Here is a 19088-nt window from a genome sequence, read left to right on the forward strand (position 1 = left end):
GTGAGAGGGCAACGGGTGATATCACCATACCGCTATGGAACAATGGTGTGGCATTGATAACGCGTTGTGGTACACCAGCCCCCAACATCCGCGATTTCAGGCTTTCCTGAGCCGCTTTATCTGATATCATTTCGCAGGCCGCTGTGCAGATATTACTCTGTTACAGATGGCAGTTTGTATTGACCGACAATCTGCGCGTTAATACACTTTATGCTTATTGACCTTTACCGGTCCGGTTAAATAAAGAAGGTGTGTATGGAAGGTATCAGTATTGCCAAACTGCTGATTATTGGCGCTCTGATTGTATTGCTTTTTGGAACCAACAAGTTACGCTCGCTGGGCGGCGATCTGGGTTCGGCGATCAAAGGCTTTAAAAAGGCGATGAGCGACGATGACACCTCCGCGAAGAAAGCGCCTGTCGCTGAAGAAAAAGCGGCTGAACAGGTTGCTCATAAAGAGTAACGCCCGCGTTAAGCGATAAAAAAACGGATGACAGGGTCATCCGTTTTTGTTTTTGTTGCAAATATGTAAAGAGTTATTTCACTTCCAGGCCTTTCGCCTGCATATCCGCATGGTAGGAAGAACGCACGAACGGGCCGCAGGCCGCGTGGGTAAAGCCCATTTCCATCGCCGCCTCTTTCATTTCGTCAAATTCCGCCGGACTGACGTAGCGCTGTACCGGTAAATGGTGGCGGCTTGGCTGAAGATACTGCCCCAGCGTCAGCATGGTCACACCGTGACGGCGTAAATCGCGCATCACTTCCACGATCTCGGCATTGGTTTCGCCCAGACCCACCATCAGGCCTGATTTGGTCGGGATCTCAGGATGCGCTTCTTTAAAGCGCTCCAGCAGCTTCAGCGACCACTCATAGTTGGCGCCGGGACGAACCTGGCGGTATACGCGCGGCACGTTCTCAAGGTTGTGGTTAAACACGTCCGGCGGCGTGGCGTTCAGAATATCCAGCGCGCGATCCATACGGCCACGGAAGTCCGGCACCAGCGTTTCGATTTTAATGGTCGGATTTTTAGCGCGGATAGCAGTGATGCAGTCGGCAAAGTGCTGAGCGCCGCCGTCGCGCAGGTCATCGCGGTCAACGGAAGTGATCACCACGTAGCGCAGGCCCATATCGGCGATGGTCTGCGCCAGCTTTTCCGGCTCGTTGGCGTCGGGCTGCACGGGACGCCCATGCGCCACGTCGCAGAAAGGACAGCGGCGGGTACAAATCGCGCCCAGGATCATAAAGGTGGCGGTGCCGTGGTTAAAACATTCTGCAAGGTTAGGGCAGGAAGCCTCTTCACAGACGGAGTGCAGACCGTTTTTACGCATGGCGGCTTTAATGCCCTGAATGCGGCTGGAGTCGGCAGGGAGTTTGATTTTCATCCACTCCGGCTTACGTAAAATCTCTGTGCGTTCGGTGACCACGGTTTTGACCGGGATCAGCGCCATCTTATCTGCGTCGCGGTACTTAACGCCGCGTTCCATCTGAATAGGTTTACTCATAATCTTGCTGTTTCCAGGTTGGCATGCGCTAATCAGCCGCGTGACGTTCAAATTTTTTTGAGAAAAGCGCAAAAATTATATCACCTCGCGGCGCGGGTTTCAGCCAGGGCAGAGGAGAAAATGTGACGGAATTGTAAATTTATGGCGTTCGCTCGTCCAGCCACTTTACGTCCGCTATCGCCAGCTCGCGGGCAAAATGCTTGATTAACAACGGCTGCACGTCGGCCAGCGTCACGCCCTTTTTATAGGCGCTGATTTGTGTCATCTCCAGCCCGGCGTAGCCGCAGGGATTGATGCGCAGAAAAGGCGCAAGATCCATATCCACGTTCAAAGCCAGCCCGTGAAAAGAGCTGCCGTTGCGGATGCGCAGGCCCAGCGAGCAAATTTTTTTGCCCTCGACGTAAACGCCGGGCGCATCCGGCCGGGCAGCGGCCTCGATATCGTAGTGCGCCAGCGTGGCAATCACCGTTTGCTCAATGGCGGTAACCAGCTCCCGCACGCCGGTTTTGCGCCGTTTCAGGTTTATCAGCACGTACATGACCTGCTGACCTGGCCCGTGATAGGTGACCTGTCCGCCGCGATCGCTCTGCATAACCGGGATATCGCCCGGCATCAGCAGATGCTCCGCTTTACCGGCCTGGCCTTGAGTAAATACCGGCGGGTGTTCCACCAGCCAGATTTCGTCAGGCGTTTCCGCGCCGCGCTGATTGGTAAAATCGTGCATGGCCTGAGAGACGGGCGCCCAGGGCTGCAAACCGAGCTGACGAACGAGTAGGGTATCCTGATGCATGGAGAGTCCGGTCAGGGAGTAAAGAAGGGAGTATAACGCCGAACGAGGGCCGTGGTCAGCCCCCGATCGGTGATGGCTACAGCACCATCCGCACGATTTCTATTTTGCCCAGCTCGTCATACAGCGTTTCCACCTGCTCGATATGGGTCGCCGTAATGGTAATAGAAACCGAGTGATAGTTGCCTTTGCTGCTGGGTTTTACATCCGGAGAGTAATCGCCAGGCGCATGGCGCTGTACGACTTCAACTACTTGATCAACCAGCTCCGGCTGCGCCAGACCCATCACTTTATAGGTGAACGGGGTAGGAAATTCGAGCAGTTCTTTAAGATTGGTTTTCATAGGGGCTCCGGTAACGCTAAAACAAAGACTCCCGCCAACAGCGGGAGCCTACAGATAATATCAATATGCGGGCCATTCAGGCCGAAATCAAGCGCGGAACGCGACAGATTTAGCCAAACCAGTGATGGAACATCAGCTTGATGTAGTCAACGATACGGCCGAAGAATCCGCCTTCCGGCATATCGTTCAGCACCACCAGCGGATGCTGCTCAATGGTTTTGCCGTCCAGCTGGAAGTTGATGGTGCCGACCACCTGGTTTTTCGCCAGCGGCGCGTGCAGTTCGGTGTTGCTCAGCGTGTAGCTGGCTTTCAGATCCTTCATGCGGCCGCGAGGGATAGTCAGGTAAACGTCTTTCTGCACGCCCAGCTGCACGCGGTCGCTGTTGCCGAACCACACCGGCTCGGAGGCGAACTCTTTACCGGCTTTCAGTGGCGCCACGGTTTCAAAGAAGCGGAAGCCCCAGGTCAGCAGCTTTTTGCTCTCTACTTCGCGGCCTTTAAAGGTACGTCCACCCAGCACGGCCGAAATCAGACGCATCTGGCCTTCGGTCGCGGAAGCGACGATGTTATAGCCTGCCGCATTGGTGTGGCCGGTTTTGATGCCGTCAACGTTCAGGCTGGTATCCCACAGCAGGCCGTTGCGGTTGGTCTGGCGGATATTGTTAAAGGTGAAATCTTTTTCTTTATAGACCGAGTACTCATCCGGCACGTCACGGATCAGCGCCTGGCCGATCAGCGCCATATCGCGCGCCGAGCTGTACTGACCTTCGGCGTCCAGGCCGTGTACGGTCTGGAAATGGGTATTTTGCAGACCCAGCGCCTTAACGTAGTTATTCATCAGGCCGACAAAGGTGTCCTGACTGCCTGCGACATAGTCGGCCATCGCCACACAGGCGTCGTTGCCGGACTGAAGCACGATACCGCGAGTCAGCTGCGAAACCGGCACGCGATCGCCCGGCTTCAGGAACATCAGCGAAGAGCCTTTAAACACCGGGTTGCCGGTCGCCCAGGCATCTTTACCCACGGTGACCATATCGTCCTGATGAATTTTGCCCGCTTTGACCGCCTGGCCAATCACGTAGCTGGTCATCATTTTTGTCAGGCTGGCCGGATCGCGGCGCGCGTCGGCGTTTTTCTCCGCCAGCACTTTGCCAGAGTTGTAATCGATCAGCACATAGGCTTCGGCATCAATATCCGGCACGCCCGGGATCATGGTTTTGATGTTCACGTCTTCAGCGTGGGCGAAGGCGGTAAGGCTGAGGGCGATCAGCGAACCTGCCGTCAGGCGTTTGAACAGTTGGGAAGAGGTCAGAGTATTCATGTCGGGGACAACAACATCCATGGCTAAGTTAAAAAAAAGTGACTCACTATAGCAAATGCATTTCGGAGCGGCATCCGTCTTTACCTGGCTCATACAGCGTAACGCCAGGTAAAGATGGATTGCCGGATCGTTATCACATTTTGCCAGCTGCCGTGGTCACGAAAGAGGTGAGGTTGGCTTCGCTGGCAAGCCGTTGCTGCAGCGCTGCCGCCTGCTGACGCGAGGTAAAATGCCCCAGCTGCACGCGATAAACGCCGCCGCGCGCGTCAACGCTGCCCGGCACGCCAAATTGTTTGCTCAGCGAGGCCGCCAGCTGCTGTGCGCGTGCGCCATCTTTCAGCGCGCCCGCCTGCACCGTAAAGGCCGTTCCGGCTGCGGCCGGTGCCGAAGTCGCTGCGGCTGGCGCCGAGACAGGGGCTGGCTGAGTCGGCACCGGTGCCGGTTCCGCTGGTGCAGGCTCGCTGCCTTCCAGGACGCCATTGGCCAACGGCTGCGGCGCGCCTAAAAAGCCGCTGCTGCGTACCGGCGCGCCCAGGTTGTCGTCGCTGCTGAGCGTGCTGTTATCCACGGGCCGGACGTCAGGCGGTGTTTGTTCAGAAGACGAGGCGCCGGTGCTTTCCTGCGCGCTTGTCATGCCCTGTGCCGCCGCCGCGCCGCCCATTACCACCATGCCGCCGCTGAGATCCGGGCGAGGCGGCAGCGCGTAGCTTTGTTTCGCGACCGTGGTGCCGATGGTGCCGGGGCCGGAAACCGAGCCGTCCGGCGCGACCTTAATAAAGTCCACCTTCACGCGGGAGTTATTGGAAATATTCAGGCGATCGCCCGCCGCTTTGGACAGATCGATAATGCGGCCCGGCTTGTAAGGCCCGCGATCGTTGACCCGCACCACGATTTGTCGTCCGTTCGCCAGGTTGGTGACGCGCACATAGGACGGCAGCGGCAGAGTAGGGTGCGCCGCCGTCAGCGCCTGCGGATCGTACTGCTCGCCAATCGCCGTGCGGCTGCCGTCGGCCGATTCGCTATACCAGCTGGCCAGCCCGGTTTCGCTGAAATTAGACGGATCGGTGACGATGCGGTAGTTCTGGCCGTTGACCCGATAATCCTGGTTGGCATTGGGGCTTAACGGCTCGTAGCGCGGCTCGACGCCGCCGATTTCAACGACCGGGCCGTTATAGGTTTGCTGTTGCTGTGTAACCGGTGCCTGCTGTTGTTCAGTAACACAGCCTGCCAGCAGCGCCGCTGCCAGACTAATCCAGAGCCAATCCTTACGCATATAAGCCTCTTAAACGCTTTTCGACAACAGTTTACGGTGGGTATGGATCGACATAATAATGCCAAACCCGGCCATCAGAACAATCAGGGCGGAGCCGCCGTAGCTTACCAGCGGCAGCGGGACGCCGACCACGGGTAATATACCGCTGACCATGCCAATATTCACAAAGACATAAACAAAGAAGATCAGCATCAGGCCGCCTGCCATCACGCGGCCAAAGGTGGTTTGCGCTCTGGCCGCCATCAGCAGGCCGCGCATGATCACCAGAATATAGAGCACCAGCAGCACCAGCACGCCGACCAGGCCCAGCTCTTCGGCCAGCACGGCAAAGATAAAGTCGGTGTGACGCTCGGGTAAAAACTCCAGCTGCGACTGGGTGCCGTGCAGCCAGCCTTTGCCGCGCAGCCCGCCGGAGCCGATAGCGATTTTGGACTGAATAATATGGTAGCCCGCGCCCAGCGGATCGCTTTCCGGATCCAGCAGCATCATGACGCGGTCGCGCTGGTAGTCGTGCATCAGGAAGAACCAGAGCACCGGAATGAAGGCGGCGACCAGCATCACGGCCACGAGGATCAGCTTCCAGCTCATGCCTGATAAAAACAGCACAAACAGGCCGGAGGAGGCGATCAGGATAGCCGTTCCCAGATCGGGCTGCGCCGCCACCAGCAGCGTGGGCATAAAGATCAGCACCAGCGCAATCGCGGTGTTTTTAAGCGTGGGCGGACAGACGTCGCGGTTGATAAAGCGCGCCACCATTAGCGGCACGGCTATTTTGGCTATTTCCGAGGGCTGAAAGCGCACCACGCCCAGATCCAGCCAGCGCTGCGCGCCTTTACTGATATGGCCGAAAGCGTCCACGGCTATCAGCAGGATCACGCAAAGGATGTAAAGATAGGGCGCCCAGCCTTCGTAAACGCGCGGCGGGATCTGCGCCATGACCAGCATGATCACCACGCCCATCGCAATCTGGCCCAGCTTGCGCTCCATCATGCCCGGATCCTGGCCGCTGGCGCTCCAGATAACCAGCGCGCTGTAAACCAGCAGGGCGGAAATCAGAATAAAAAAGGTCGGGTCGACGTGGATCCTCGTCCAGATAGTGCTTTTCTGGTGCCGATCGTTCATGGTTATTCGCCTTCATAGCCAGACGGCACCGGAGCGGCGTCTGGCAGGTTGGTATTGTTGTCCCCGAGCATAATATGGTCGAGAATTTGCCGCATAATGGTGCCGACCGCTGGCCCCGCGCCGCCGTTTTCCAGGATCATCGCCACCGCTACCCGAGGATGATCGTAAGGCGCAAAAGCGGTCATCAGCTTATGGTCGCGCAGCAGTTCGGAAATTTTATGGGCGTTATAGGTTTCGTTCTCTTTCAGGCCGAATACCTGCGCCGTTCCTGACTTGGCAGCGATTTTATAAGGCGCGTCGGAAAAACTTTTGCGCGCCGTGCCGTTAGGTCGGTTGGCTACGCCATACATGCCGTCCTTGGCGATTTCCCAGTAGCCGGAATGAATATCGGCGACCGGCGGGATCGCCGGCTGCTTCCACGGCACGGTAACGTTATTCACCTTGTTGGCCATCATCAGATGCGGCGTACGCACGATGCCGTCGTTAATCAGGATCATCATCGCTTTGTTCATCTGCACCGGCGTGGCCGTCCAGTAGCCCTGGCCGATACCTACCGGAATGGTGTCGCCCTGATACCAGGGTTTTTTAAAGCGCTTCATTTTCCATTCGCGGGTCGGCATGTTGCCGGCGGTTTCTTCCACCAGATCGATACCGGAAAGATGGCCGTAGCCAAATTTACCCATCCATTCGGAAAGCCGGTCGATGCCCATATCGTAGGCGACCTGATAGAAGAAGGTATCGGCGGATTCTTCCAGCGATTTGGTGACGTTAAGGTGGCCGTGGCCCCAGTGCTTCCAGTCGCGGAAGCGTTTTTCAGAGCCGGGCAGCTGCCACCATCCCGGATCGAACAGGCTGGTGTTTTTATTGATTACGCCGGCGGAAAGCGCCGAAACGGCAATATAGGGTTTTACCGTGGAGGCTGGCGGATAGGCGCCCTGAGTCGTACGGTTAATCAACGGGCGGTTCGGATCCTTCAGCAGCTTGTTGTAATCTTTGCTGCTGATGCCGTCGACAAACAGGTTCGGATCGTAGCTGGGCATGGAAACCATCGCCAGGATTTCGCCGCTGCGCGGATCGGTTACCACCACGGCGGCGCGGCTGCCCGCCAGCAGCGTTTCGATATACTGTTGCAGCTTGAGATCGATAGTCAGCCAGATATCCTGACCCGCCTGCGGCGACTGTTCGTGTAGCTGGCGGATCACGCGGCCACGGTTATTGACCTCGACCTCTTCATAGCCGGTTTTGCCGTGCAGCATATCCTCGTAGTAGCGCTCTATGCCCAGCTTGCCGATATCGTGCGTGGCCGCGTAGTTAGGCCATTTGCCTTCTTTATCCAGTCGCTCAACGTCGCGATCGTTGATCTTGGAAACATAGCCCAGCACGTGGGTGAGGGCTGAGCCGTAAGGATAGTAGCGGCGCTGGTAGCCTTTGACTTCCACGCCGGGAAAAGCGTATTGATTCACCGCGAAACGTGCGACCTGCACCTCATTCAGCCCGGTTTTTACCGGAATAGAGGTAAAGCGGCGCGAACGCTTGCGCTCTTTTTCAAAGGCGACGATATCTTCATCGGTCAGGTCGACCACCGGGCGCAGCGCCAGCAGCGTTTTTTCGAGGTTTTCGACCTTCTCGGGCACCAGCTCAATCTGATAGATAGTGCGGTTCAGCGCCAGCGGCGTACCGTTACGATCGTAAATAATGCCGCGGCTTGGCGCGACAGGCACCAGCTTGATGCGGTTTTCGTTGGAGCGGGTACTGTAATCGGTGTAGCGGATAATTTGCAGATGATAGAGATTAGCTACCAGGATGCCGGAAAGCAGTAAGATGCCGAAAAAAGCGATCATTGCCCGCCGAACAAACAGCGTCTGCTCGGCGGTATAGTCACGAAAGGCGTTACGTTGTAATTTCATCCGCTGCGTTAATCTGTCCAGTTAAGGGCTATTCGCGATGGTAAGGGTGATTAGTGGTAATACTCCATGCCCGATAAAGGCTTTCCGCCACCAGCACGCGCACCAAAGGGTGAGGCAGCGTCAGCGTGGAGAGCGACCAGCTCTGCTCGGCGGCAGCCTTGCAGGCGGGCGCCAGGCCTTCCGGGCCGCCGATCAGCAGGCTGACGTCGCGGCCGTCCTGCTTCCAGCGCTCCAGCTGCGTCGCCAGCTGCGGCGTTTCCCACGGCTGCCCCGGAATATCCAGCGTCACGATGCGGTTGCCTTTGCCCACCGCCGCCAGCATCATTTCGCCTTCCTTTTCCAGAATGCGTTTGATGTCGGCGTTCTTCCCGCGTTTGCCGGCCGGCACTTCAGTCAGCTCAAACGGCATATCCTTGGGAAAACGGCGCAGGTATTCCATAAATCCGGTTTGCACCCAGTCAGGCATTTTCGTGCCGACGGCAACCAGCTGCAGCTTCACGGATTAGCTCCAGAGCTTTTCGAGTTCGTAGAGACGACGGCTCTCTTCCTGCATCACGTGGACGATCACATCGCCCAGATCGACCACCACCCACTCGGCGGCGGCTTTGCCGTCAACGCCCAGCGGCTTCAGCCCCGCCGCGCGCGATTCCTGCACCACGTGATCGGCGATAGAGGCGACATGGCGCGTTGAGGTACCGGTACAGATAATCATGCAGTCGGTGATACTGGATTTGCCCTGTACGTTAACAGTGACAATATCCTGGCCTTTCAAATCGTCAATTTTATCGATGACGAATTCCTGGAGTGCTTGACCTTGCAAAAGGTTCCCCTCTGAATACGGTTGAATGAGATGTAAATCCGCCAGGCGGAAGCGCTATTATCCCACGTCGGCGCGGAAGATCCACGTTCCTGAGTCGAATAATTGTGAGCTTGTGTAGCCGCCGGGTAAAAAACATGGCAGCGGAGAATAACAGCCCCCGGCTGAGAGTCAATGGCTGCCGGGCCGATAGTTGCCCCGGAGAAGAGATGACGGCCGCAGAGGTACGGCCGTCGACAGAAAGAAAAAAGCGCAAGCGCGCAACGGCTCTTCCGCCTGTGTTAACGAAGTTGTAGCTTTATGCCGTTAACGGTTATTTGTCGGTTATCACCAGGGCGGGAAAATGCGTTTTAACGCATTCGGTATAGTCGCCTTTTTTGAAGGCGCTATAAGGCGTTTGCTAACCTACCCGCTTACAGGCGTAGCTTTTGCCGCCCGGATTTTTTGCGTTGTAATCCCAGTTCATTTCCCGGTAGATGGGCAGGGCGCTGCCGCCGCACTCGACACGACCGTTGATGACCTGCGCCGTTACGCCGAAACCAGGCACCATGCCAGCCGCTTTAATCCAATGCGCTTATAAGAAGGACAAGTTTTGCTAAAAGTAAAGGCTTGATAAAAAAGGAAAGGCATTCTGTAAAAAGGCTGAATCAGCTTCGTACAAAATCCGCTGCTTTATTTAAGGGATATAAAGCAGCGTTATGAACGAAATAATTATTTTTGTGCCGGATAAAGATTTTGCTGGTTTATCCAGTTAATCACTGCCTCTGGCAGCATCCCGTCGCAGGAAAGGCCGGCGCGGCGGCGTTGCCGGATCTCGGTAGCGGAAATCGGCAGCAGCAACGTATCAGCAAGAAAAACCGATCCGGCGGGAAAATGATGCAGCCGCGAAATATCTTCTGTGCGGTGCGTGTCAAGCCAGTGCTGCTGTTCCGGCGTGGCCATGTTTTCGGCATAGCCGGGACGTTTACAAACCAGCAGATGGCAATAATCCAGCAGCTCCTGCCAGCGATGCCATTTATGCAGCGTCAGCAGGGAATCCTGACCGATAATAAACCCCAGCGGCTGCTGTTCTCCACGCTCCCGGCGAAGCTCAATTAATGTATCAATCGTCCACGAGGGAGTCTGACGCTGTAATTCGCGCTGGTCGATATCAAAAAGTGAATTATTAGCGATAGCCAGAGAAAGCATTTTTACGCGCTGGGCCGGAGAGGCTTCCGGCTGAGGGCGATGGGGCGGCACGTTGTTGGGCAACAGGGTAATCTTTTGCAGGCCAAGCCGGGCGGCCAGCGTTTCCACCGGGCGAAGATGGCCGTAGTGGACAGGATCGAAGGTGCCGCCAAACAGCGCCTGGAGCGTGGCCGGTTCAGTCATCGCAGAAGGTCTCGGGAAAAGCAGTGGTGCAGAGCAGCAGCGACAGCGTTTCCAGTTCGCGCCAGACAGCCTGACCATAATCCTGCTTGATCGTCAGTTCGATACGCGTCAGCAGCCTCACCGCCTGCGCCAGCTGTTTCGCCGTCAGCCGCTGCAGGGCCTCCGTAAACAGCGGGCGACGGTTCTGCCAGACGCGATGCTGGTCAAACAGCGTGCGCAGCGGCGCCTGCTGCATTTGCCGCTGTAGCGTCAGCAATGTCAGCAGCTCTCTTTGCAGCGTGCGCAGCAGGATCACCGGCTCGCTCTCTTCCGCTTTCAGCTGGCGCAAAATATGCTGCGCCCGCTTGCTTTTGCCGGCCAGCAGCGCATCCACCCAGTGAAAGGGCGTAAAATGGGCGGCGTCATTAACCGCCTGTTCCACTCTGGGCAGCGTTAATTTGCCGTCCGGCCAGAGCAGCGAAAGGCGTTCCAGCGCCTGCGACAGCGCCAGCAGATTGCCTTCGTAGCAGTAGCAGAGCAGCTGCACGGCTGCATCGTCCACCGTCAGCCGCATGCTTTTCGCGCGCGCGTTTACCCAGCGAGGCAGCTGAGCCTGCTCGGGCGTCTGACAGGGCACGATAACCGCGTTGACGCTGAGCGCTTTAAACCACGCGCTGTTTTCCTGAGCTTTGGTCAGTTTAGGCGCGCGCAGCAGCAGCAGAATATCCTCGTGCAGCAGCGTGGACAGCGTCAGCAGCTTTTCCGCTATCGCGGCATTCGGGCCGTTTTCCGGCAGCGATAAAAGCAGCGTCTGGCGGCTGGCGAACAGGCTGAGCGCCTGACAGGTTGAATAGATGGCGTCCCAGTCGGTCTGTTGATCGACCGCGACGCTGAAATGTTCGGTGAAGCCCTGCTGCTGGGCGCTGGCTCGTACGGCATCCTGCGCCTCCTGCAGCAGCAGCGGTTCATTACCGCTCAGAATATAGCAGGCGCGCAGCCCCTCACGGAGCTGCGCGACAAGCTGTTCAGGATAGATCCTGATCATCTGGCGTAAGAGCTATCTGGTAAAACAGCGCGCGATGAAGTCTGGTCAATCGCAGGCGGTGAATTCCCCAGCGTATTGACGGAGCTGTCGTTTTCCGCCGCGTGGACGGTCAGCAGCTTACGCACCAGCTGCTGGGCAGCCTGCACGCGCATTTCACTGATGATGATGTCCTGCTCGGAATCTTTCGCCAGCGCCGCCAGCGGGTTATCAAAGAAGGAGCGATAAACCGTGGCGCTCAGCGGATAGATGCCTTTATTCGGGATCAATACCTGCGCGTTAACGGTCATCACCAGCGAGTACTCGGCGGTTTTACCATCCTGGAAAATAGACGCGGTGTCGCGTCCCTGAGTTTCCGTCCCCAGACGCAGCGACGGCACGTCTTTGCGCAGGCCCGGTTTTTCCAGCACGGTTACGTTGTTAAGACGCAGCTGCTCACGAACGGCACGCGCCAGCGGCCCGTACGGATCGCCCGTATCCACGATCATGGTTTTCATTTCGTGCGGAACCGACGTGGTTCCGCGCAGGTGATAGCCACAGCCGGCGGTAAGCAACACCAGCCCGGCGATAAGCATAGAGATAATCTGTCGCACGCTTCCTCCTGACATTAACCCACGACCAGGTTAAGCAGCTTGCCCTGAACGTAAATCACTTTACGGATAGTTACGCCATCAAGATATTTTGCGACCAGATGCTCCTGTGCGGCACGCGCCTGCACCTGCTCCTGAGTCGCATCCGCCGGAACGGTGATCTTGCCGCGAACCTTGCCATTTACCTGCACCACCACCAGCAGAGAATCCTCTACCATTGCGGCGTCGTCAGCCTGCGGCCACGGCGCATTATCCACTTCGCCTTCGCCGCCCAGCGCTTCCCACAGGGTGAAGCAGGCGTGCGGGGTGAAAGGATAGAGCATACGCACGACGGCCAGCAGCGCTTCATGCATCAGCGCCCGATCCTGCGGCTCTTCCTGCGGCGCGCGCGCCAGTTTGTTCATCAGCTCCATAATGGCGGCGATGGCGGTGTTAAAGGTCTGGCGACGGCCAATATCGTCCGAGACTTTAGCGATGGTTTTGTGCAGATCGCGACGCAGCGACTTCTGATCTTCATTAAGGCTGTTCAGGTCGAGCGCGCCAGCCGGGCCTTTCGCAGTATGTTCAAAGACCAGCTTCCACACGCGCTTCAGGAAGCGGTTAGCACCTTCCACGCCGGACTCCTGCCATTCCAGCGTCATTTCGGCCGGAGAGGCGAACATCATAAACAGACGCACGGTATCCGCGCCGTAGCGCTCGACCATGACCTGTGGATCGATGCCGTTGTTTTTCGACTTGGACATTTTGCTCATGCCCGCGTACACCAGCTCGTGGCCCGCTTCGTCGGTGGCCTTCACGATGCGGCCTTTTTCGTCGCGCTCGACGGTTACGTCAACCGGCGATACCCAGTTGCGCTCGCCGTTGGCGCCCAGCCAGTAGAAGGCGTCAGCCAGCACCATGCCCTGGCAGAGCAGGCGTTTGGCTGGCTCATTGGAGCTGACCAGACCGGCGTCGCGCAGCAGCTTGTGGAAGAAGCGGAAGTAAAGAAGGTGCATGATCGCGTGTTCGATGCCGCCTACATACTGATCGACCGGCAGCCAGTAGTTGGCCGCAGCCGGATCCAGCATCCCTTTGTCGAAATCCGGGCAGGTATAGCGCGCGTAGTACCAGGATGACTCCATGAAGGTGTCGAAGGTGTCGGTTTCACGCAGCGCTGGCCGGCCGTTGACGGTGGTTTTTGCCCACTCGGGATCGGCTTTAATCGGGCTGGTGATGCCGTCCATGGTGACATCTTCCGGCAGGATCACCGGCAGCTGATCTTCCGGCGTCGGCATAACCGTGCCGTCCTCCAGCGTTACCATAGGGATTGGCGCGCCCCAGTAGCGCTGACGGGAAACGCCCCAGTCGCGCAGGCGATAATTGACCTTGCGCTCGCCCACGCCTTTCTCTGCCAGGCGGGCGGCGATGGCGTTAAAGCCTTCTTCATAGGAGAGGCCGTCGAATTCGCCGGAGTTGAACAGCGTGCCTTTTTCGGTCATTGCTGCCGCGCTCAGATCCGGCTCGCTGCCGTCCGCATTGAGGATAACCGGCTTCACCGGCAGATCGTATTTGGTGGCAAACTCCCAGTCACGCTGATCGTGGCCCGGAACGGCCATCACTGCGCCGGTGCCGTATTCCATCAGCACGAAGTTGGCGACCCACACCGGCAGCTGTTCGCCGGTCAGCGGATGCGTGGCGAACAGACCGGTCGCCATGCCTTTTTTCTCCATTGTCGCCATTTCTGCTTCGGCGACTTTGGTGTTGCGGCATTCAGCGATGAAATCCGCCAGCACGGGGTTGTTCATTGCGGCCTGGATGGCCAGCGGATGACCGGCAGCAACACCCAGATAGGTCACGCCCATAAAGGTATCCGGACGCGTGGTATAGACGGTCAGCTTCTCTTCACTGTCTTTGACGTCAAAGGTGATTTCCACGCCTTCGGAGCGGCCAATCCAGTTGCGCTGCATGGTTTTGACCTGCTCAGGCCAGCTTTCCAGCGTGTCCAGATCGTTTAACAGCTCGTCGGCATAGGCGGTGATTTTGATAAACCACTGCGGGATCTCTTTACGCTCGACCTTGCTGTCGCAGCGCCAGCAGCAGCCGTCGATAACCTGTTCGTTAGCCAGCACGGTCTGGTCGTTCGGGCACCAGTTAACGGCGGAGGTCTTTTTGTAGACCAGGCCTTTTTCATACAGTTTGGTGAAGAACCACTGCTCCCAGCGATAGTATTCCGGCTGGCAGGTTGCCAGTTCGCGGCTCCAGTCATAGCCAAAGCCCAGCAGCTTAAGCTGGTTCTTCATATAGGCGATATTGTCGTAGGTCCACGGCGCTGGCGCGGTGTTGTTTTTTACCGCGGCGCCTTCGGCAGGCAGGCCAAACGCATCCCAGCCGATAGGCTGCAGCACGTTTTTGCCCAACATGCGCTGATAGCGGGAGATCACGTCGCCGATGGTGTAGTTACGCACGTGGCCCATATGTAGGCGGCCAGAAGGATAGGGCAGCATGGAGAGGCAGTAGTACTTCTCTTTGCCTTCCTCTTCGGTGACTTTAAAGGTTTGCTTCTCGTCCCAGTGCTGTTGAACACGGGATTCTATCTCTTCCGGGCGATATTGCTCTTGCATGGCAGCCAGTGGTCCTTTGTAAATAGCGCCGGGCACCTGGTGAGTCGCGCCGGGCTTAATGTTCGTTCAGATCCGCATAGCATAGCTGATCCGCCCCCGGCGCAACAACAGTAACCGCCCCGACAACGGGCATTTCTCTGCAAGCTGGAAGATGGCAGGCAAATTTCACCGCCGTCCCGCTGCAATAATCCGTTTAGCGCTAAACTGAATGAAGCATATATCGGCACGCTCAGGAGATAAAATGAACAAGGTTGCTCAGTATTATCGTGAACTGGTTTCCTCTCTGACCGAGAGAATTAATAAAGGCGAGCATGATATTGATGCTTTGGTGGAGGCCGCCCGGCAGCGCATGAATAATCGCGGCGAACTGACGCGCAGTCAGATTGACGACGTTACCCGCGCCGTGCGCCGCGATCTGGAAGAGTTCGCCCGCAGCTATACGGAAAATCAGGCGGACAGCGGCGACAGCGTTTTTATGCGGGTTATTCGGGAAAGCGTCTGGAAAGAACTGGCGGATATCACCGACAAGAGCCAGCTGGAGTGGCGCGAGGTTTTCCAGGATTTAAATCATCACGGCGTTTATCAGAGCGGCGAGGTGGTCGGGTTGGGCAATCTGGTCTGCGAAAAATGCCAGTTTACCCGAGCTATCTATACGCCGGAAACGCTGACGCGCTGTCCGGAATGCGGCAACGATCAGTTTCAGCGTCAGGCTTTTGAACCCTGAGCAGCAGGTAAACGCGCGGGCTGCTTTACTGCCCGCGCGGCAGATCCTGGGTCGAATTCCATTTAAAGCGCCGGGCCTTTTTACTGCCCGCGCTGGCTCAGGGACTAGTGCAGAATTTTGGCTAAGAAATCTTTCGCACGATCGGAGCTGGGATTATTAAAGAAATCGTCTTTCGGCGAATCCTCAATAATTTTGCCCTCATCCATAAAGATCACCCGGTTCGCCACTTTGCGGGCAAAGCCCATCTCGTGCGTCACCACCATCATGGTCATGCCTTCGTTCGCCAGCTCCACCATTACATCCAACACTTCGTTGATCATTTCCGGATCCAGCGCGGAAGTGGGTTCATCAAACAGCATCGCGACGGGATCCATACAGAGCGCCCGGGCGATAGCCACGCGCTGCTGCTGACCGCCGGAAAGCTGACCGGGATGTTTATTGGCGTGCGCAGACAGCCCTACGCGCTCCAGCAGCTTCAGGCCTTTCTGACGCGCCTCTTCTTTATTACGCCTGAGCACTTTAACCTGCGCCAGCGTCAGGTTTTCTACAATCGTCAGATGCGGGAAAAGCTCAAAATGCTGGAAAACCATGCCGACCTTCGCGCGCAGCTGCGCCAGATTAGTTTTCTTCTCCGTCACCGCCGTGCCGTTGACGGCGATGCTGCCTTGCTGAACGGGTTCAAGACCGTTGACCGTTTTGATCAGCGTCGATTTGCCGGAGCCGGAAGGGCCGCAGACCACGACCACTTCACCTTTTTTAACTTCGGTAGAGCAGTCGGTCAGTACCTGAAAGTGACCATACCACTTAGAAACGTTTTTCAGGGTAATCATTTAAACCGTCCTTTTTTTCTTCAGATAGCTGACCAAAAGCGAAGCGCTAAGGCTGATAACAAAGTAAACCGCGCCGGCAAACAGCACCATCTCGATCTCGGTGCCGTTATTGATGCCGATAGTGTCGGCGGTGCGGAAGAAGTCGGCAAGGCTGAGGACGTACACCAGCGAAGTATCCTGAAACAGCACGATGCCCTGAGTCAGCAGCAGCGGCACCATGGCGCGAAACGCCTGCGGCAGAATAATCAGCTGCATCGCCTGCCACTGCGTCATGCCCAGCGCCAGCGCGGCCTTGCCCTGACCGCCCGCGATACTCAAAATGCCCGCGCGGATAATTTCCGAATAGTAGGCGGCTTCAAACAAGGCGAAGGCGACCATTGCGGAGATCAGCCGGATATCGGTTTTAGGGGAGATCCCCAGCACCTGCTGTAAAAAGCTGGGCACCACCAGGTAAAACCAGAGCAGCACCATCACCAGCGGGACGGAGCGGAACAGGTTAACGTACAGTTTGGCGAACCAGCTGACGAGCTTAAATCTCGACAGCCGCATCACGGCCAGCAGCGTGCCCCAGATAATGCCGAACACTACGGCGATAGCGGTGATTTTCAGCGTGATAATCATGCCGTTAATCAGGTAGGGCAGATTGGGAACAATGGTGCTCCAGTCAAACTCGTACATTATTTGCCTCCCATGCCGCCGGGCAGGCGCACTTTGCGTTCGACCAGGCTCATCAGCAGCATGATTACGACGTTAATGGCGATGTAGGCCACGGTGATTGCGGTAAAGGATTCATAAGCGTGCGCGGAATAATCCAGCAGTTTACCCGCCTGTGCCGCCATATCGACCAGCCCGATGGTTGAGGCGATAGCGGAGTTTTTTACCAGGTTCAGCATTTCCGAGGTCATCGGCGGCACAATTACCCGGTAGGCGTTGGGCAGCAGCACGTAGCGGTAGGTTTGCGGCAGCGTCAATCCCATTGCCAGGCCGGCATTCTTCTGACCGCGCGGCAGCGACTGAATGGCAGCGCGCACCTGTTCGCAGACGCGAGCGGCGGTGAACAGGCCCAGGCAGAGTACAGAACAGGTGAAAAACTGAATATTGGGATCCAGCTCTGACTTAAACCACATGCCGACGCTTTCCGGCAGCAGCTCCGGCACCACCAGATACCAGATAAAAAACTGTACGATCAGCGGTACGTTGCGGAACAGCTCCACGTAGCAGGTGCCAAGAGCGGAAAGCCAGCGGTTGGGTACGGTACGCAAAATACCGAACAGCGATCCGACACAGAGGGCGATGATCCAGGCGCAGACGGAGACGGCGATGGTGACCTGAAAGCCGGACCACAGCCATCCCAGATAGGTGGTATTACCGAACGGGGCCTGCTGCAGGAAAATACCCCAGTTCCAATCAATAGACATAAGTCACTCCGGTAGAAAAAAAGGGTAGCAGCGCTACCCTGAAGATTGATGAGAGGCGTGTTTACCGTGGGGAACGACCGCGGCAAACGTCAGCCTGACTGTCGGCTTGTTGGTGCCGAACTTTTCAGGCCGCTGTCTGTCCTTGCCCGTGTTCAACAATCAAAGGCGGCACGCCGCCCTTATTTTTGTTATTAATTCAGCGCCTTATCATTCGGTGTTTTGAACGTGGCTTTCATATCTTCAGAAAGCGCGAAGTTCATATTCAGGTTTTTAGGCGGAATAGGCTGGGTAAACCATTTGTCGAACCATTTTGTCGCCTCGCCTGACGTCTGCGCTTTAGCGATGGTTTCATCCATCAGCTGTTTAAAGGCGGTATCGCCTTTGCGCAACATACAGCCGTAGGCTTCTTTCGACTGCGGCGTGCCTACGATTTCCCAGTTATCCGGTTTTTTGGCCTTGGCGCGTTCGCCTGCCAGCAGCGCATCGTCCATCATAAAGGCGACGGCACGGCCGCTTTCCAGCGTACGGAACGAGTCGCCGTGATCTTTAGCGCTGATGATACGCATCTCCAGCTTCTTCTCGTCGTTCAGCTTGTGCAGCAGGATCTCAGATGTAGTGCCGGAAGTGACCACCACGGTTTTGCCTTTCAAATCCGGGAAATCCTTAATCGGACTGCCTTTTTTCACCAGCAAACGGGTGCCGATAACAAAGACGGTATTGGAGAAGGCCGCCTGTTGCTGACGTTCCGCGTTATTAGTGGTAGAGCCGCACTCAAAATCATAGGTGCCGTTTTGCAGCAGCGGGATACGGTTTTGCGAGGTGATCGGCAGCATTTTCACCTGCAGATCGGGCTTGTTCAGTTTGGCTTTGATCGCCGCCACGATGGCGTTGGAATAATCCTGCGAATAGCCGACGACTTTTTGCTGGTTGTCATAGTAAGAAAAAGGAACGGAAGACTCACGATGGCCGACGACGATAACGCCGTTTTTGGCAATTTTGTCCAGCGTGCTTTGCGGGGCATCAGCTGCGTGAGCCACGGCGGAGGACAGGCCAGCCAGTGCCAGCAGGCACAGCCCAGTTTTCCGAAATTTCATCTCCAACTCCTTCGTTGTAAAGCGCCATAACGGTGCGCCGATTGTGATGTTGTGTTTGTAACCGTTTATTGTTGTATTTTCAGCGCCAGGGCCGCGCCGGATAGCCATAACATAGCTGAATGTTAACGGTATGAAACAATAAAGTTTCGGTTTTGCGAAGCGTGCCGCACCAAAATAATGCATTGCCTGAAGGGCTGCCCGCTGGTGGCGCAGAGGACGAGCAGTTATGGTGCATTTCCGGCCAGCCGGTCGCTGTCGCTGACGTTTTCAGCGTAGTCGGGAAATAAATTGCAATCGCCATGCCAGATTTTCCGTATGGCTTTGTTGTGAGTGGTTTTTACGCGGGAAAGGTTCGGAAGAAAGCAGAAA

The 19088-nt window shown here is 56.7% G+C and carries 21 protein-coding genes; 2 read left to right on the forward strand and 19 right to left on the reverse strand.

The window, feature by feature from the left end; translation table 11 throughout:
• Positions 1-255 precede the first annotated feature (255 nt).
• A complete protein-coding gene (gene tatE, locus ACVWZ0_RS06910; RefSeq protein WP_125288552.1) occupies positions 256-462 on the forward strand; it encodes a twin-arginine translocase subunit TatE in 207 nt (68 codons plus the stop codon).
• A 73-nt stretch (positions 463-535) separates the two neighbouring features.
• Here tatE and lipA read toward each other — a convergent pair whose 3' ends face one another.
• The 14 genes from lipA to leuS all read right to left on the reverse strand — a co-directional run bounded on the left by lipA (position 536) and on the right by leuS (position 14653).
• On the reverse strand, positions 536-1501 hold the full coding sequence (lipA, locus tag ACVWZ0_RS06915) for a lipoyl synthase (protein WP_253454928.1): 966 nt from the start codon (positions 1499-1501) through the stop codon (positions 536-538).
• A gap of 139 nt (positions 1502-1640) precedes the next feature.
• Entirely contained in the window at positions 1641-2291 is a 651-nt protein-coding gene (gene lipB, locus ACVWZ0_RS06920) for a lipoyl(octanoyl) transferase LipB (RefSeq protein WP_253454927.1), read from the reverse strand.
• Between the two features lie 76 nt (positions 2292-2367).
• Positions 2368-2631, reverse strand: coding sequence for a DUF493 family protein YbeD (gene ybeD, locus ACVWZ0_RS06925; RefSeq protein ID WP_013201269.1), 264 nt, complete (start codon positions 2629-2631; stop codon positions 2368-2370).
• Between the two features lie 109 nt (positions 2632-2740).
• The gene (gene dacA / locus ACVWZ0_RS06930; protein WP_253454926.1) at positions 2741-3952 is read right to left on the reverse strand and encodes a D-alanyl-D-alanine carboxypeptidase DacA; all 1212 of its coding nucleotides are present in this window, start codon (positions 3950-3952) and stop codon (positions 2741-2743) included.
• 133 nt (positions 3953-4085) lie between these two features.
• A complete protein-coding gene (rlpA, locus tag ACVWZ0_RS06935) occupies positions 4086-5225 on the reverse strand; it encodes an endolytic peptidoglycan transglycosylase RlpA (RefSeq protein WP_253454925.1) in 1140 nt (379 codons plus the stop codon).
• Between the two features lie 9 nt (positions 5226-5234).
• Complete coding sequence (mrdB, locus tag ACVWZ0_RS06940; protein WP_253454924.1) at positions 5235-6347, reverse strand: peptidoglycan glycosyltransferase MrdB; 1113 nt, start codon at positions 6345-6347, stop codon at positions 5235-5237.
• 2 nt (positions 6348-6349) lie between these two features.
• Complete coding sequence (gene mrdA, locus ACVWZ0_RS06945) at positions 6350-8254, reverse strand: peptidoglycan DD-transpeptidase MrdA (RefSeq protein WP_253454923.1); 1905 nt, start codon at positions 8252-8254, stop codon at positions 6350-6352.
• 28 nt (positions 8255-8282) lie between these two features.
• Complete coding sequence (gene rlmH / locus ACVWZ0_RS06950; RefSeq protein ID WP_253454922.1) at positions 8283-8753, reverse strand: 23S rRNA (pseudouridine(1915)-N(3))-methyltransferase RlmH; 471 nt, start codon at positions 8751-8753, stop codon at positions 8283-8285.
• 3 nt (positions 8754-8756) lie between these two features.
• Positions 8757-9074 carry a ribosome silencing factor gene (gene rsfS / locus ACVWZ0_RS06955; protein WP_253454921.1) on the reverse strand — a complete coding sequence of 106 codons (318 nt, stop codon included), beginning with the start codon at positions 9072-9074 and terminating at the stop codon, positions 8757-8759.
• 397 nt (positions 9075-9471) lie between these two features.
• Positions 9472-9621 (reverse strand): hypothetical protein, encoded by a 150-nt coding sequence (locus ACVWZ0_RS06960; RefSeq protein WP_370734487.1) that lies wholly within the window; start codon positions 9619-9621, stop codon positions 9472-9474.
• A 161-nt stretch (positions 9622-9782) separates the two neighbouring features.
• Positions 9783-10442 carry a nicotinate-nucleotide adenylyltransferase gene (gene nadD / locus ACVWZ0_RS06965; protein ID WP_253454920.1) on the reverse strand — a complete coding sequence of 220 codons (660 nt, stop codon included), beginning with the start codon at positions 10440-10442 and terminating at the stop codon, positions 9783-9785.
• Positions 10435-11466, reverse strand: a complete 1032-nt coding sequence (holA, locus tag ACVWZ0_RS06970) for a DNA polymerase III subunit delta (RefSeq protein ID WP_253454919.1) — start codon at positions 11464-11466, stop codon at positions 10435-10437. Before holA ends, nadD begins: the two co-directional genes overlap by 8 nt.
• Entirely contained in the window at positions 11463-12056 is a 594-nt protein-coding gene (gene lptE, locus ACVWZ0_RS06975) for an LPS assembly lipoprotein LptE (RefSeq protein ID WP_253454918.1), read from the reverse strand. Before lptE ends, holA begins: the two co-directional genes overlap by 4 nt.
• A gap of 14 nt (positions 12057-12070) precedes the next feature.
• Positions 12071-14653, reverse strand: coding sequence for a leucine--tRNA ligase (gene leuS / locus ACVWZ0_RS06980; RefSeq protein WP_253454917.1), 2583 nt, complete (start codon positions 14651-14653; stop codon positions 12071-12073).
• A gap of 241 nt (positions 14654-14894) precedes the next feature.
• On the opposite strand from leuS, the gene ACVWZ0_RS06985 reads away from it, so the two are divergent.
• Complete coding sequence (locus ACVWZ0_RS06985; protein ID WP_253454916.1) at positions 14895-15377, forward strand: zinc ribbon-containing protein; 483 nt, start codon at positions 14895-14897, stop codon at positions 15375-15377.
• 104 nt (positions 15378-15481) lie between these two features.
• On the opposite strand, the gene ACVWZ0_RS06990 is transcribed toward ACVWZ0_RS06985, so the two are convergent.
• The 5 genes from ACVWZ0_RS06990 to ACVWZ0_RS07010 all read right to left on the reverse strand — a co-directional run bounded on the left by ACVWZ0_RS06990 (position 15482) and on the right by ACVWZ0_RS07010 (position 19020).
• Positions 15482-16207, reverse strand: a complete 726-nt coding sequence (locus ACVWZ0_RS06990) for an amino acid ABC transporter ATP-binding protein (protein ID WP_253454915.1) — start codon at positions 16205-16207, stop codon at positions 15482-15484.
• The gene (gene gltK / locus ACVWZ0_RS06995) at positions 16208-16885 is read right to left on the reverse strand and encodes a glutamate/aspartate ABC transporter permease GltK (protein WP_253454914.1); all 678 of its coding nucleotides are present in this window, start codon (positions 16883-16885) and stop codon (positions 16208-16210) included.
• Entirely contained in the window at positions 16885-17625 is a 741-nt protein-coding gene (locus tag ACVWZ0_RS07000) for an amino acid ABC transporter permease (RefSeq protein ID WP_253454913.1), read from the reverse strand. Before ACVWZ0_RS07000 ends, gltK begins: the two co-directional genes overlap by 1 nt.
• Positions 17626-17816: 191 nt before the next feature.
• Positions 17817-18719 carry a glutamate/aspartate ABC transporter substrate-binding protein gene (locus ACVWZ0_RS07005; protein ID WP_253454912.1) on the reverse strand — a complete coding sequence of 301 codons (903 nt, stop codon included), beginning with the start codon at positions 18717-18719 and terminating at the stop codon, positions 17817-17819.
• A 79-nt stretch (positions 18720-18798) separates the two neighbouring features.
• Positions 18799-19020 (reverse strand): hypothetical protein, encoded by a 222-nt coding sequence (locus tag ACVWZ0_RS07010; protein WP_253454910.1) that lies wholly within the window; start codon positions 19018-19020, stop codon positions 18799-18801.
• Between the last annotated feature and the right edge of the window lie 68 nt (positions 19021-19088).

The sequence above is a fragment of the Erwinia sp. TECH1 genome (genome assembly GCF_054057575.1).